17 protein-coding genes are annotated in these 14,625 nt (G+C 44.0%); 5 read left to right on the forward strand and 12 right to left on the reverse strand.

Annotated elements, in window-relative coordinates:
• From MOB01S_RS10700 to MOB01S_RS10720, 5 genes are all read left to right on the forward strand, one after another.
• Nucleotides 1-332: FimV/HubP family polar landmark protein (locus MOB01S_RS10700; protein WP_281177250.1), on the forward strand; the 332-nt coding region annotated here is incomplete at its 5' end.
• Nucleotides 333-410: 78 nt separating this feature from the next.
• Entirely contained in the window at nucleotides 411-1,367 is a 957-nt protein-coding gene (locus MOB01S_RS10705) for an asparaginase domain-containing protein (protein WP_066805153.1), read from the forward strand.
• On the forward strand, nucleotides 1,364-2,176 hold the full coding sequence (gene truA, locus MOB01S_RS10710) for a tRNA pseudouridine(38-40) synthase TruA (protein ID WP_066805156.1): 813 nt from the start codon (nucleotides 1,364-1,366) through the stop codon (nucleotides 2,174-2,176). The genes MOB01S_RS10705 and truA overlap by 4 nt, the downstream gene beginning before the upstream one ends.
• A 12-nt stretch (nucleotides 2,177-2,188) precedes the next feature.
• Complete coding sequence (gene tgt, locus MOB01S_RS10715) at nucleotides 2,189-3,325, forward strand: tRNA guanosine(34) transglycosylase Tgt (RefSeq protein WP_066805159.1); 1,137 nt, start codon at nucleotides 2,189-2,191, stop codon at nucleotides 3,323-3,325.
• A gap of 140 nt (nucleotides 3,326-3,465) precedes the next feature.
• Nucleotides 3,466-3,768: a hypothetical protein gene (locus MOB01S_RS10720; protein ID WP_066805162.1), complete on the forward strand. Its 303-nt coding sequence runs from the start codon at nucleotides 3,466-3,468 to the stop codon at nucleotides 3,766-3,768.
• A 53-nt stretch (nucleotides 3,769-3,821) separates the two neighbouring features.
• Here MOB01S_RS10720 and purU read toward each other — a convergent pair whose 3' ends face one another.
• The 12 genes from purU to MOB01S_RS10780 all read right to left on the reverse strand — a co-directional run bounded on the left by purU (nucleotide 3,822) and on the right by MOB01S_RS10780 (nucleotide 14,437).
• Nucleotides 3,822-4,682, reverse strand: a complete 861-nt coding sequence (gene purU / locus MOB01S_RS10725) for a formyltetrahydrofolate deformylase (protein ID WP_066805164.1) — start codon at nucleotides 4,680-4,682, stop codon at nucleotides 3,822-3,824.
• Between the two features lie 52 nt (nucleotides 4,683-4,734).
• Nucleotides 4,735-5,529, reverse strand: coding sequence for an ABC transporter ATP-binding protein (locus MOB01S_RS10730; protein ID WP_066805166.1), 795 nt, complete (start codon nucleotides 5,527-5,529; stop codon nucleotides 4,735-4,737).
• A complete protein-coding gene (locus MOB01S_RS10735; protein WP_066805191.1) occupies nucleotides 5,526-6,434 on the reverse strand; it encodes an ABC transporter permease in 909 nt (302 codons plus the stop codon). Before MOB01S_RS10735 ends, MOB01S_RS10730 begins: the two co-directional genes overlap by 4 nt.
• 65 nt (nucleotides 6,435-6,499) lie before the next feature.
• Nucleotides 6,500-7,525, reverse strand: a complete 1,026-nt coding sequence (locus tag MOB01S_RS10740) for an ABC transporter substrate-binding protein (RefSeq protein ID WP_439646423.1) — start codon at nucleotides 7,523-7,525, stop codon at nucleotides 6,500-6,502.
• Between the two features lie 110 nt (nucleotides 7,526-7,635).
• Nucleotides 7,636-9,342, reverse strand: coding sequence for a D-lactate dehydrogenase (gene dld / locus MOB01S_RS10745; protein ID WP_281177251.1), 1,707 nt, complete (start codon nucleotides 9,340-9,342; stop codon nucleotides 7,636-7,638).
• Nucleotide 9,343: 1 nt separating this feature from the next.
• Nucleotides 9,344-10,261: a matrixin family metalloprotease gene (locus MOB01S_RS10750; RefSeq protein ID WP_066805169.1), complete on the reverse strand. Its 918-nt coding sequence runs from the start codon at nucleotides 10,259-10,261 to the stop codon at nucleotides 9,344-9,346.
• A 2-nt stretch (nucleotides 10,262-10,263) separates the two neighbouring features.
• Nucleotides 10,264-10,848, reverse strand: a complete 585-nt coding sequence (gene orn, locus MOB01S_RS10755) for an oligoribonuclease (protein ID WP_066805171.1) — start codon at nucleotides 10,846-10,848, stop codon at nucleotides 10,264-10,266.
• A 59-nt stretch (nucleotides 10,849-10,907) separates the two neighbouring features.
• The gene (locus tag MOB01S_RS10760) at nucleotides 10,908-11,411 is read right to left on the reverse strand and encodes a helix-turn-helix domain-containing protein (protein ID WP_169798149.1); all 504 of its coding nucleotides are present in this window, start codon (nucleotides 11,409-11,411) and stop codon (nucleotides 10,908-10,910) included.
• Between the two features lie 55 nt (nucleotides 11,412-11,466).
• Nucleotides 11,467-11,781, reverse strand: a complete 315-nt coding sequence (locus MOB01S_RS10765) for a hypothetical protein (protein WP_066805175.1) — start codon at nucleotides 11,779-11,781, stop codon at nucleotides 11,467-11,469.
• Nucleotides 11,781-12,104, reverse strand: a complete 324-nt coding sequence (locus tag MOB01S_RS10770) for a hypothetical protein (RefSeq protein WP_245640039.1) — start codon at nucleotides 12,102-12,104, stop codon at nucleotides 11,781-11,783. The genes MOB01S_RS10765 and MOB01S_RS10770 overlap by 1 nt, the downstream gene beginning before the upstream one ends.
• Nucleotides 12,105-12,131: 27 nt before the next feature.
• Nucleotides 12,132-12,827: a ribulose-phosphate 3-epimerase gene (rpe, locus tag MOB01S_RS10775; RefSeq protein WP_066805186.1), complete on the reverse strand. Its 696-nt coding sequence runs from the start codon at nucleotides 12,825-12,827 to the stop codon at nucleotides 12,132-12,134.
• A gap of 113 nt (nucleotides 12,828-12,940) precedes the next feature.
• Entirely contained in the window at nucleotides 12,941-14,437 is a 1,497-nt protein-coding gene (locus tag MOB01S_RS10780; RefSeq protein WP_066805189.1) for an outer membrane protein transport protein, read from the reverse strand.
• Nucleotides 14,438-14,625: the final 188 nt, after the last annotated feature.

The raw sequence follows: 14,625 nt of genomic DNA on the forward strand, positions 1-14,625 counted from the left end.
CAGAGCCTGTCAAATCTGTGGGCGAGTCACCAGTGGCAGAACCTGTGTCTGACATGGCATTTGATATGCCGATTGCAGAAGTTGCACCAACCGCCTTTGCCACACAAACTGTCCAAACTGATGATAATTTTGGTCATACCAACCAAGAAATCCCTAGTGAGATTGGCTTTGTCAGCACACTAGACAATGCCCAAATCACGTTAGATTTGGCAAAACAATACCTAGAATTTGGTGAGTATGAAAGTGCCAAGCACCTGCTCAACGAAGTTGCCAAAACAGGTAATGAAGAGCAACGCCAAGATGCGATTAATACCATCAGACGTTTGGGCTAGTCCTTCACCTTTCTTAGAAAGACGCAAAACCTTTGCGTCTTTCTGACATTTACAGTCAAGCAATTTAGCGAAATACACATGACCACTTCGACCCATCTTATCTATGCTGGCGGTACTTTTGGCAGTCATGGCGTGCCGTTATCACCCTTATCTGCCGAAGTTTTTTTGCCTGTTTTAACCAAACTTGTCAATCAGCGATGTGCAGGTACGCTAACCTATCTTGACAACTCAATTGTTAAGGACAGTAGCGCACTCACTCCAAACGATTTTGTGCATTTTTATACACTGATACGTCATGCTTATGAACAAGGCAAAAAACGATTCGTTCTCATCACAGGGACGGACAGTTTGTCTTTTTTAGCAAGTTTTTTGGCAAATGCGTTTGATGGTTTTGCCAACTTATCACTCATCATTACAGGCAGTATGTCACCACTTTTGGTCAGCGATAACCCTGATTTTACCATCAATGACGACAGCGATGCGTGGCAAAATTTAACATTAGCACTCAACAACATACATCAACACGGTGTATTTGTGGCATTTGGCGGTCAAGTCTTTTTGGCAAATAACACCCAAAAAATCCACAGCCAAGACAGCGAAGCATTTGTGGGCGACACCACGTCAACAAAACCACCCAAACATTTGCCTGTTTTGCCCAACTTGGACAACCTAAATTCCGACATCACCATCAAATCTATTTATCTATTACCCAACCAAACCGCCCAGTTGGCAGATGAACTTACCCAAGCCCAACACGCCCAAGCGGTTATCCTCATCGCCTTCGGAGCAGGGAATCTGCCAAAAAGTGATGAATGTGTTTTGGCACTACAAGCCTTGCACCAACAAAAAATTCCTGTTGTTTGCACCAGTATGTGTGCCTTTGGTGGGGTCAATGCTAATTATGAGGCAGGAGCATGGCAGTACAAACATGGTGTATGGTCTGGCGAAAATCTTAGCGTAGCAGGGATTTATGGTAAACTTCTGTGGCTTATTTTGACAGGCAGGCTCACGCTTGATGAATGGGTAAAATCATGACAACCGACAACCAAACTTATGCGATTGGCGTAGAATTTATCGGCACTAACTACCGTGGTTGGCAACGTCAAGCTACCGCCACAAGCATACAAGAACATCTAGAAAAAACTCTCTCTACCATCGCAAACCATGCTGTTGAGGTGGTTGCTTCGGGGCGTACAGATGCTGGTGTGCATGCCAGTAATATGGTGGCACATTTTAAAAGCCACGCCAAACGCACACCCCACAACTGGCTTCGTGGGGCAAACACACTACTGCCTAATGACATCGCCCTGCGGTGGCTTGTACCCATGCCATCTGATTTTCATGCTCGCTTTGGAGCGATTGCTCGGCGTTATCGCTACGTTACCCTAAATCAGCCCTACCGCCCTGCCATACTTCGTCATCAAGTAACACACGTTTACGAACCTTTAAACATCGAGCCGATGATAAAGGCAAGCGAACTACTCGTAGGTACACATGATTTTAGCAGTTTTCGGGCATCACAATGCCAATCCAACCAGCCTGTTCGCACCGTGTCGCACGCACAACTATTTAAACATGGTGAATACATCGTCTTTGACATTCAAGCCAACGGCTTTTTGCACCACATGGTACGCAACATCATGGGTACGCTTTTTGCGATTGGGCGTGGCGAATTAGAGCCAGACGACATCACTCGCCTACTGCACGCCAAAGACCGAAGACTTGCTCCACCAACCGCTGACCCTGACGGATTGTACTTCATCAATGCCTATTATCCCAACCATTTTCAAGCGTTGTTGCCACAGTTACCGCTCACCCCTCTATGGCTCAATTTACCAAAATAATAAGTGATATTTATGAAATTTACCCTACACAAAACCGACAAAAACACCCGAGCCAGACGTGGCACGGTACACCTAGCTCATGGCGATGTGCAAACGCCAGCTTTTATGCCTGTGGGAACGTATGGTACAGTCAAGGGCATGCTCCCAAGAGACATTCACGCCATCGGAGCAGACATTATTTTGGGCAACACCTTCCATCTGTGGTTACGCCCAACCACTGCCGTCATTGATGAATTTGGTGGCTTGCATGATTTTATCGGTTGGAACAAACCCATTTTAACAGACTCTGGCGGATTTCAGGTATTTAGCCTTGGAGCCATGCGAAAAATCACCGAAGAAGGTGTCAATTTTCGTTCACCTGTGGACGGAGCCAAGGTATTTTTGTCGCCTGAGATTTCTATGCAAATCCAAAAATCCCTCAACTCCGACATTGTCATGCAGTTTGATGAATGTACACCCTACCCTGCCACACACATCGAGGCGGACAAATCATTAGAGCTGTCGCTTCGTTGGGGAGAAAGATGTATCAATGAACATCAAAAACTGGGCAACAAAAACGCCCTATTTGGCATCATTCAAGGCTCAATGTATCGTGAGTTGCGTGAAAAGTCACTCGCTGAACTACTACAAATGCCTTTTGACGGCTATGCCATAGGCGGGCTATCGGTTGGCGAACCCAAAGATGAGATGATTGGTGTCCTAAACTACCTACCAAATCTCATGCCTGCCGACAAACCTCGCTACCTGATGGGGGTTGGCACGCCCATAGACCTTGTGGAGGGAGTACGGCGTGGTGTGGATATGTTTGACTGTGTCATGCCAACACGTAACGCCAGAAATGGACACTTGTTTACAAGTACAGGGGCAATCAAAATCAAAAATGCCATTCACCGCCATGACAAATCCCCCTTAGACAGTGAGTGCGACTGCTATACTTGCCAAAATTTTAGCCGTGCGTATTTACACCATCTACACAAATGTGGCGAAATGCTCTCAGCTCAACTGGCCACCATTCACAACTTACGTTACTACCAAAATCTCATGCAAGGCATTCGTCATAGCCTTGAAAATGAAACCTTTGACGAATTTGTCAATACATTTTATGCCAAACAAGGACTTGATACACCCCCCTTAAAACTAGAAAACTAAAAAACAAGCCAAGCATAATCACGATGCTTGGCTAATTATTTAAAAAGCACAAACAATCATCATTTAAAAATAACTTGACATCACCAATCATTTTACATTACAATCCCACAAAATAATTATGACTTTAAAAGAATACCATCATGGTTTACATTGTTTCTTTGATAATTTATGTGCTTATCTTTGTGGTTGGTATGTACTTCATCAAATCCCAAACCGATAGTGCAAAAGCCTCCATTATCAAAGCAAATCTGGTGGGTTTTTGTATACAAATTTTAATCAATTATGCTTTTTGGGGCAACCCCGATGCCTTTGGCATACTCTCACAATTTGTCAACATTGAAAGAGACACCACAAACTTTATACTGCTGTGTTTAACCAGTGTGTTTTGTTATGGTTCTTTGTTAGCTTTGTTATTCATGGCAGATAATCTTTATCACGAATAAAAACACCCAACCACCAATTTTATTAATGGTTGGGTGATGGCGATATTAGAGACTTAATCAAATACCACTGTTTTGTTATCATCTAAAATAACACGGTCTTCTAAATGCCATTTGACGGCACGAGCCAGCACTTCTCGCTCTATTTGTCTGCCCAACTCACGAAGCTCCACCACATCAAAGGCATGGCTAACACGCTCCACCCCCTGCTCAATGATGGGGCCTTCGTCAAGCTCAGAGGTTACATAATGTGCGGTTGCACCGATGAGTTTGACCCCTTTATCAAAGGCTTGTTTATAAGGATTGGCACCGACAAAAGCAGGCAAAAACGAATGATGAATGTTGATGATTTTATGCGTCCATTTATCCACAAATGTTGGGCTTAGAATCTGCATATAACGAGCCAAAACAAGTAAATCATTGCCCTGCATGACTTCGTGAATCTGGGCATATGCCTCTTCTTTGTTGTCTTTGTTAACAGGGATATGGATAAAAGGAATGCCAAAACCCTCCACCGCCGAACGCAAATCCTCATGGTTTGAGACCACTTGAGTAATCTGGCAAGGCAACGCCCCACGCTGATAACGCCACAAAAGTTCAAGTAGGGCGTGGTCTTCTTTGGATACCAAAATCCCTACTTTTTTGACATCAAAATCACAAGACAATCGCCATGTCATGCCATATTTTTCAGCAACGTTTTTAGCAAATGTATCAAGCAATGTTTGTTTTTTATCAGCAAGCTCATCTAAATGAAATTCTATTCGCATAAAATATTTGCCGCCACAAGGTTCGGTTGTGTGCTGGTCAAGCGAGATGATATTTGCCCCATGATGATACAAAAATCCAGAGATTGCCTGTACAATGCCAGACTGGTCGGCACACGTTACTAAAAGGCGTGCGATGTTATTATCTTTCATAATATTACCCAAAAATATGTATTTAACCAAAAATTGTGTTATTGTAAAATCGCTAGCCCAAAATCAAGCTATCGTCAGTAACTTTTTCGCCACGTGTTTTTTCAAACATATCAAGCAAATCCGCCACCGTCATACCACGTCTGTCATCACCTGACACATCAAGCACCACTTGCCCTTGATGAAGCATGACCGTCCGTGTGCCATGTGAAAGTGCTTGTTGCATGGAATGCGTTACCATCATGGTGGTCAGTTTGCCCGTACTGACAATTTCATCAGTCAATTGCAACACAAAATCAGCCGTCTTGGGGTCAAGGGCTGCGGTATGCTCATCAAGCAAGAGAATTTTGGAGGGTTGTAGGCTTGCCATAAGCAAACTTACTGCTTGACGTTGTCCGCCAGAGAGCAGTCCGATACGGTCGGTTAGGCGGTTTTCTAGTCCCAATTTTAGTAATGACAGCTTTTCTTTGAACAACTCACGACTTTTGGCATTAAGGGCTGGCAATAATCCACGCACACCACCACGTTTAAAGGCAAGTGCCATATTTTCTTCTATGGTGAGACTTTCACACGTTCCTGCCAATGGGTCTTGGAATACCCTTGCCACCAAATGACTGCGTTTGTGTGTGGGCTGACGTGTAACGTCTTTGCTATTAATCACCACCGAGCCTGTGTCAGGACGCAACGCACCGCTAATGGTATTTAAAAAGGTGGATTTGCCCGCACCATTTGTACCAATCACCGTAACAAACTCGCCTTCATTGATGTGCAAAGATAAGCCACGCAAGGCAGGATTTTCAATGGGTGTGCCCTTGTTAAATGTCAGTTGCAAATTGTTGGCAATCATCATAGGGTGTTTTCCTTTTTAAATGCAGACAAGGCTCTTGAACGAAATTTTGGCAACATTAGTGCTATCACCACCAAAATAACCGTAACCAAGTTCAAGTCTTGATGTCCAAACCCAAGATTTTTAAGCGTTTGGCTAGACAGTGCCACCTGAATAAGCAGTTTATAAATCACCGCCCCAAGCACCACCGCAAGTGTGATACCAAACATCTTTTTGGCGGTCAATACCGTCTCACCGATGATGACAGCCGCCAAACCAATGACAATCGTCCCAACACCAATAGAGATGTCTACACCGCCTTGTGTCTGTACAAATAATGCCCCAGACAATGCAATCAGCCCATTACTAATCGCCATACCAAGTACGATGACCCAAGAGGTGTTGATGCCTTGTGCTTGTGCCATGCGTACATTTGAGCCTGTGGCACGCATGGCAAGCCCCATTTGAGTACTAAAAAACCAGTCAAGTAGCAGTTTGGCAACCACGACCACCGCCCCAGCAACGAGTACACGCACCCACGCTCCATTACCACCGTCAATAAATGGTGCAAATATGGTTGGCTCACCCAGCAATGACAGATTGGGTGCGTTCATCACACGCAGATTGATAGAATATAGGGCAGTCATTACCAAAATACCTGCCAAAAGGTGCAAAATGCCCATTTTGACATTCAAAAGTGCTGTTACCACACCTGCACTCGCTCCTGCCATCATGCCAAATAGGCAAGCAAGCCAAGGGTTGAACCCTGCCACAATCGCCACGCCTGCCACCGCACCACCAAGCGGAAAACTCCCATCGGCGGTTAGGTCAGGAAAATCCAAAATACGAAAGGAAATAAGCACACCCAGTGCCATAATGGCATAAATCAGACCGCTTTCCAACGCTCCTAAAAAAGCCAACAAAGACATAAAACCCCCAAAAATCAAATACACGCATGATGAGCGTGTATTTGCTTCATTTGATTTACTCGTAATTATTCTACCACTTTTTTGGCTCTATCCAAAATAGACTGTGGTATGGTTAAGCCCTGCACTTGTGCATTTTTTTTGTTTACTATCAAATCAAGCTCTTTGGCACTATAAACAGGAATGTCGCCTGCTTTTTCACCTTTTAAAATGCGAGCAGTGATTTTACCTGTTTCTGTACCCAATTGACGATAATCCACGCCCAACACCACACTGGCACCACGTTCAATCACGCCAGGGTCTGCCGACACCAATGGAATTTTGGCTTCTTGGGCAACCTTAGAAAGTGCCTCATAGGCATTACTGACGTTGTTATCGGTAGGAGTATAAATCAAATCAACCTTGCCAACCAAACTTTGGGCACTCATGGCGATGTCAGAGGATTTTTGGGCGGGTGCTTCTACAACGACAAATCCTTGTGCTTTGGCAATCTCTTTGAAATTTTTAAGCGTGGTGGTAGAATTGACCTCACCAGAACTATACACAAAACCGATGTTTTTGGCATTGGGCAGTAGCTCTTTGATGAGTGCAATCTGTGGCTCCAACGGCAACACATCAGAAGCACCTGTTACATTTGTACCAGAACCGTCCAGTTTACCGACCAGTCTTGCCTCCACAGGTTCGGTAACTGCCGAAAACACCACAGGAATGCTGTCTGTACTAGCCACAACTGACTGTGCTGATGGCGTAGCAATAGCAATGATAACATCAGGATTGTCCGCCACAAACTGCTTGGCAATTTGCCCTGCGGTGGATAAATTGCCTTGTGCGGACTGAAAATTCACCTTTAAATTCTCACCTTCTTTATAACCTTCGCTCGCCAACGACTCAATCACCCCTTGACGCACCTCGTCAAGTGAGGGGTGTTCTACAATGGCGGTGATGGCGACTGTTTTGGCGTCAACTGCTTTGGCATCAACCGTTTGAGTATCGGCAGGAGCTTTGTCGCCACCGCAACCAAACAAAATCGCAGAAAGTAAACCCACACCCACCAGTTTGGCAAATCTTGGTTTGGGTAAAGCCATGTGTTGCATGAAAAATCCTTACAATAAATTTAATAAACCGTCAAAATCTTTTTATTATAAAACACCACCACCACAATCACAAGCCCCAAACATAAGAATTTGGTAATTTAACCAAATAATCAGCACCCACAACCCCAATGCTTATCCTTGCTGGTTTTGCCAATACCGACATTAAAAGTATTGGTAGGGTCAAGCTGTTGATAAAATTTTGCCAAATTACCATCGGCATGATACAAATGCCCCACATTATGCTCGGCTGGGTATTTTGCCCCCCGCTTGTCCATGAGTGCCAAAATTTCATGCTCCACTTCTTGGGGGTCATAGCCCTTTTTAACGATATAATCTTGGTGAAAAACATGGCAGAAAAAATGTCCATAGTACAACTTGTGTAGGATTTTATCATCAATCTCTTTGGGCAAAACCTCAAACCATTGTGTGTCGTTACGTCTAAGTGCCACGTCAATCGCACAAATATCAGACACACCATCTGTATGCACAGCCCGATAACGCACTGCTGAACTTGCCACCGCAAAACGATGAAGCATGGCGGATTGCTCCTCAACCTTGTCGCACTCAAAAAAGTCGCTTTGGTCGTCTTTAAAAATTTTTGTCAAATACGCCACCGTTTCGCCCACACTTTGTCCAGACACCTTTAAAATCAAATGATGTTCATAGCGTTTACGAAAATCCATCATGCGTTTGGGCAAATGGTTTGCACTCATTTTTGAAAGACATTGCATGACATTATCAGTAAAGTGATTGCCCAAAAAGGGGATTTTTTTGGCGATGTTGTCAGTTTTGGATTTTAGAGCAAATAATTTGGGCAACTTATCCGTACCAAATCGCTGAATGGCTAAAAAAGTATCCTTGCCGTATTCGCACGCCATATCAAAAGCATCACGGTGGATATACTCACCACTTATGGGTAAATGCTCAAAATTGGTTAGCATATCACGGCGTAGGGCTGTCAGTTTGGCGGTATCATTTGTGCCGATATAAAACACCTTTGCGCCCGTCTGGGCAGGGAAAGTGTCAAGCCTGACTGCAAATATCGCCAGTTTGCCTGCCGAACCTGACGCTTCAAAATGACGATTTGGGTCAGCATTAAACCGTGCTGGCGTGTCTGCATTGACATCACGCACATGATGTTGGTAGTCATCATCATGCCCACGCCCTATGGTGGGTAGATTGTCGGTGGGATAATTGCCATTTTGTAAATTGGTTAAAATTTGCTTGGGTGTATCGCCAAGCTCAATACCCAAATGGTTGATGAGTTGCAACTTGCCATCTTTGTCCACTTGGGCAAACAGTGCCATTTGGGTAAAAGCTGGACCTCTTTGCACCAATGCCCCACCTGAATTATTGCACACACCACCAATGACGGACGCACCGATACAGGACGAACCAATCACCGAATGTGGTTCTTTGCCATGTGGGGCAAGTTTTTGTTCTAGTTCGTTGAGTGTGGAGGCTGGCAAACACACCACCTGACTGGCGTTATTAATCAAACGTATGCCCTTGATACGCATGACACTAATCACCACCGTATCTCGGTCGGTGTCAGTGGGTGTTGAACCACCTGTCAGACCTGTGTTGGACGCTTGGGAAATAATCACCACACCTGCCGACACGCACGCCTGTAACACTTGCCAATACTCTAACAATGTCGCAGGAGACACCACTGCTAACGCTTTGCCCTGCCCAAAACGATAACCGTGCGTAAAACGTTCCATCTGGGCAGGTTTGGTCAAAACGTGGTTTGTACCCACAATATCAGTTAGAGTTTGGATTAGAGTCATGGTATGTTCTCGTTTTTGGCTTTTAATCTCATTTATAAAATTGACGAGTATTTAACAAATCAATATCCGCCTGTTTTAATCTAAAATTTTTCAAATCCTGCTCTTGAGCATAAGGATACATAAGTGCAGTTGGGTCGTCATTGTGGTCAAGATACAAGGCGTGACCAAGCTCATGAGCCAGCACCAGACGCAACTCATTCACATTTTCAAATTCATAGATATTGATTATTGTATCTGAGCCATGTTGAAATTCGCCTTTATGAAACTCACGAGGCGTAAGACGTGCTTTGGCTTGCTCAATCTCTTGGTTTAGGGCGTGAGCATTGGTATTGATTTTATCAACTCGTTGGTTAAAATTTTCTTGGGTTATTTCGTACCGTCTTTTTTGTTCGTTTAGATTGTATCTTTTCTCAATCAGTTCATTTCTTTGCAAGATGAGCATCTGACTGGTGGTAGGGTCTTGGGTATATTGAAGTTTTTCTTGGACACGGTTGTATTTAGCCTGCCAATCCGCCAATTCTTTTTGCAAAAAGTCAAATTGCTCATGCAATTGTTTACGGTCAGACTCCAACTGAATGATGTCTGCCTGATGGCGTTTTTGCAATTTATCAAGATTTTTTCTGATTTTTTGGCGTTCGTTGGTTTCTATTTGGCGTTCGTCATAGATGAGGTTTATGGTGAGTTTGGCATCTTCATCATACACAAACCACTCACTCCCCGTCCCATCATGCCAAATCATCACCGCCTCATGAGCCAAGCGTTTGACCTCATCACGACCAAGTCCAAAACGCTCATCAACCTGACCGATACGATAACGCACTCGCACATCGGTGGGGTGGGTCAAACGGTGCATTAGGCTGTTATGGCGAGTCTGTGGTTCAGTGTGAGTTTGGTAAGCAAAAAACCCCAACACACCTATCGTCATCACCACAAAAAATTCACGCATCATCAATCAAGTAGTTTAAAAAAATGTTCACGATAATGGCGAAGTTCTCGGATAGAATCTCTAATGTCGTCCAATGCCAAATGTGTACCACCCTTTTGATAGCCGTGAGCAATGTCAGGTCGCCAGCGATAGCACAACTCCTTGACACTAGAAACATCTAGGTTGCGATAATGAAAATAGGCTTCTAGCGTGGGCATTTGTCTTGCCAAAAAACGGCGGTCTTGACAAATAGAGTTACCACACATCGGTGAAACTCCCTTATCCACCCATTTTGACAAAAACTCAATGGTTGCCTGCTCTGCTTGGGCGAGTGTTACTGTACTACGGCGAACACGGTCAGTCAACCCAGACTCACGGTGCTGACGAGTACACCATTCACTCATGGCATTTAGGGTGGTGTCAGGAACTTTAATGGCAAAAACAGGTCCTTCGGCAAGGATATTAAGATTATCATCAGTTACAATGGTTGCAATCTCAATAATCTCATCTTTTTGGGTGTCAAGCCCTGTCATTTCTAGGTCTATCCAAATCAAGGCTTTTTTGGGTTTGGCGTTGGGCTTTGGGTGTTGAATGTGAATTTTACTCATAAAACTTCCATAATTTATAAATTTCTATGAAAAACAAAATAGGGGCAACCGCCCCACTCTCAACTAAAATGTTTGGGTTTTTCGTCATAGACGTGAGCATGATACTGACGCATTTGGCGTTCCATAAAACTTGCTATGCCTGCTTGTATCATATGCTGTCCGATGACATGCAAAGTCTCTTTGCCCAACATGTTTTGTAAAGCCTCTGCAAACTCAATACGCACCCACGCCTCACCGCCCAACTCCCTTAGGGTTAATACGCCATCTTCTTGCTCGGCAAATTCAAGCATGGCTTCTTTGGCAATCATACCGCCTTGTCCTGCCAGTTTGGATTTTGGTTTGGCAGTTGATGTGTCGTGTGCTTTTTCGCCAGTCATAATCCAAACTGGATCAAGATTTAGTAACTTGCCCAGCTTGTTTGCTCCTGCCTGTGAAATGCCCTGCCTTGCCCAACGAGATACAGTAGATAGGGAGATACCGAGCAATCCTGCAATCTCTGCCATTTCCAAGCCTGATTTGTCAAGCACACGCTCTAAACTGGGGTGAATGCTGTTTTTGGTCATAATCATCTTTGTCAAAAATAAAACCCTATTTGGGGGCGGTTTGTCAATTTTCAACTCATCGCCAGTATCTTAATTTTGCCATCATAAACAATAAACCCACAAACATACCCAAATAATACGCCAAACGCACATCAAAAGTATCATCACGATACTTTATGGGCATACTCACAAGGGCGGTGCAACTGGGGATTAAAAATAAATAAAGCACCCAATTTTCTAAAACGTGTAACCAACCTTGTACGCTATTGCCTTGCCCATAACGATAAGCAGACAAACTCATGAGCATAATCACCGCCACCAACACCAAAATCAAGCCTTTGGGAATGTCTTTTGGCACACATCGGTCTGGCAAAATATTGGTAATTTTCATCAGCTATACCGCCCCATAATGCTCAAAATCGCCACACATGAGATTAAAAACCCAAGCGTAATGGCGTTACGAGTTTGGATATTTGTGCCTTGAAATTTATTTGACAGTTTTGCTCCACCGACAAACAGACAAGGCACTACCATCATAAAAAACGACACCACCACAAAGGCATGACGTACGACTGCACCCAAACTGTCTCCTGCCAACAAACGAAAGCCATAACCTGCCAATGCCAATATGAGTGCAAATACCCCAAGCCCAATGGTTAGTCCCATAGGCACAAGACTAGGCTTTGGTATGGTGGGTGGATTGGTGTTTTGCATGGCGACCCCATATCTATTCATAAAAATTTATTTGGCAAGAGTGGACTTGGACAACTCATCACGCATTTCATTAATAGTCGCTTGGTAATCACCCGACCCAAAAATCGCCGACCCCGCCACGAACATATCCACGCCAGCATCTGCTATCGCACGGATGTTTTTTGGGTTTACACCCCCATCAATTTCTAGACGAATGTCAAGCCCACGCTCATCTATCATACGGCGTACTGTACGCACTTTGTCAAGCGTAAAATCAATGAACTTTTGACCACCAAAACCGGGGTTGACACTCATGATAAGAATCTGGTCAAGTTTATCTATGGTGTAGTCTAGGTAATGCAGTGGTGTGGCAGGGTTAAAAACCAAACCGCATTTCACCCCATTATCCTTGATAAGTTGCAAACTTCTATCGATATGTTCGCTTGCTTCTGGGTGAAAGGTAATGATGTCTGCTCCCGCCTTGATAAACTCCTCTATCATTCTATCCACAGGCTTTACCATAAGATGCACATCAATAGGAGCGGTAATACCATAATCCTTTAAAGCCTTGCACACCATCGCCCCAAAGGTGAGATTGGGTACATAGTGGTTGTCCATCACATCAAAATGCACCACGTCCGCCCCAGCGTCCAGCACCGCTTTTGTGTCTTCGCCAAGACGTGCAAAATCAGCAGATAAGATAGAAGGAGCGATTAAAAATTGTTTTTGGGGCAAAATTTTCATAAAAAACATCGGTTAAAATTTGGCGTATGATAACAGATTTTGGTTGTTTTTGACAATAAAAACAAGCCAAAACATTTGCTTTGGCTTGTTGGTGATTTGGTTATGCTTGGGCATTATTTGCCATGGTAAGCAACTTTTAGACCTGCAATGATACCATCGTTGTCTGCAAACTTACCTGCTGTTTGTCCGTTAGGTAGATTGGCCGTGCCATCACCAAACATCAAGTATTTGGCACCTGCTGATACCGACCATTCTTTGGTGATGTTGTATTTAGCACCAAGCCCCACGCTGTGATAACCCTTGATAGGTCCTAGTGTACTAATGGGGTTGCCAGCACCACTGTCATAACCCACAGTGCCAGATACCGCCCATTTATCACTTAACTTTTTGGCAAGCCCAAGCTCACCAGACCATTGGTCTTTGGTATAAGAGATGATTGGCGTACTGGTGGTGGCGGTGTACATGGTTGGCTCAATTTTAAAATCAGACCATGGCACATAGCGTACTTTGGCGGTTAGCAAGGTTGTTGGATTAATCCCTGTTTGAAAATCTAGGTTATAAGATTCAGGCAAAGTTACGCTAAATGGTTGGGTGTCAATACTGCGACGACCTGCCAATGCACGAGCTGGAAAGACTTCTGCAATCGTGGTATCATGCTCTGTCTCTGAACGATAGGTCAATGAGGCTTTTAGGGCGATTTCAGGTTTAGAATACGCCACGCCTGCCACCCAGCCTAGTGTTGTATCACTGCTGATTTTGGCATCATAACCTGTCGCCTGTTGATAAGCGATACCACGCAAATGCACTTCACCATTTAGGCGTTGTAGGGCAGGACCACCATAGACTTGGAAGTTTTTGTTTGCACCAAACTTAGCACCTAGTAGCGTTGTTAGGTTGTTCGTACGAATCTCTACATTGGTGCCTTGTCCGTCTGTTTTTTCAGCAGTTTCGGCAATACCGTGCAATGAAGCACCAAGATTCATCATTTTTGTGGCGTTATCAGCCAATGCTTGGGCTTGGGCTGCTGGATTGGTTGAACTTGAAAGACCTTGAGCCTGACTCATCAGTACAGTCGCTTGATTAAGTATTTGAGTACCAACATTTTTAGCACTTTCTGGACTGGTAATGGTGGAGACTATGGCGCCTATTTGCCCTGCAAGCTGTGGGTTGATATTGGGGTCATTCAATACACGATTAGCTATAGGCTGCACCAAAAACTGAGTGGTGGCATTTTGATTGCCTACAAAATTACTATTACCAAAATGATCAACCGATGCCCCAAAAGGCTCATCATACAGCACACCTACACTAAAACGGTCATTGATGTCTGCTTTTACACCAAAACGGAAAAAGTCATAATCCTCAGAGATGTCGCCTGTGGCTTTACCTTTGACATAGTCTGCCTCAGCACTGGCACCACCTGTCGCACCATTATCATGACCTGACACATCAGCATCAATGTAGGTATATACCGCTTCGGCATAAGTACCATCTTGCAAAAATGCGGTAACGTCCTGTCCAGAACGGTCAAGACCTGCCGAATAAGCGGTACTGGCAAGTCCCATTGAGCCGACAGCGACCGCCAATGTTTTGTAGTTAAATACACTCATGAATGACTCCATGTATAAATTGGTATAAAATAAGCACACTTGTAGTTATAAGTGTACTAAACATATGTTTATGTTAAAGCAAATGTTTTTAGAATACAAGTAAAATTTACCACGATGGGGGTAAATTTTTAGGGATTGATAATATTTTTTACAAATAGTAATATTTTGGTAATAAAAAGTGGTGTTTT

This window comes from Moraxella oblonga NBRC 102422 (genome assembly GCF_001598275.1).
GTDB classification, from domain to species: Bacteria; Pseudomonadota; Gammaproteobacteria; order Pseudomonadales; family Moraxellaceae; genus Moraxella; species Moraxella oblonga.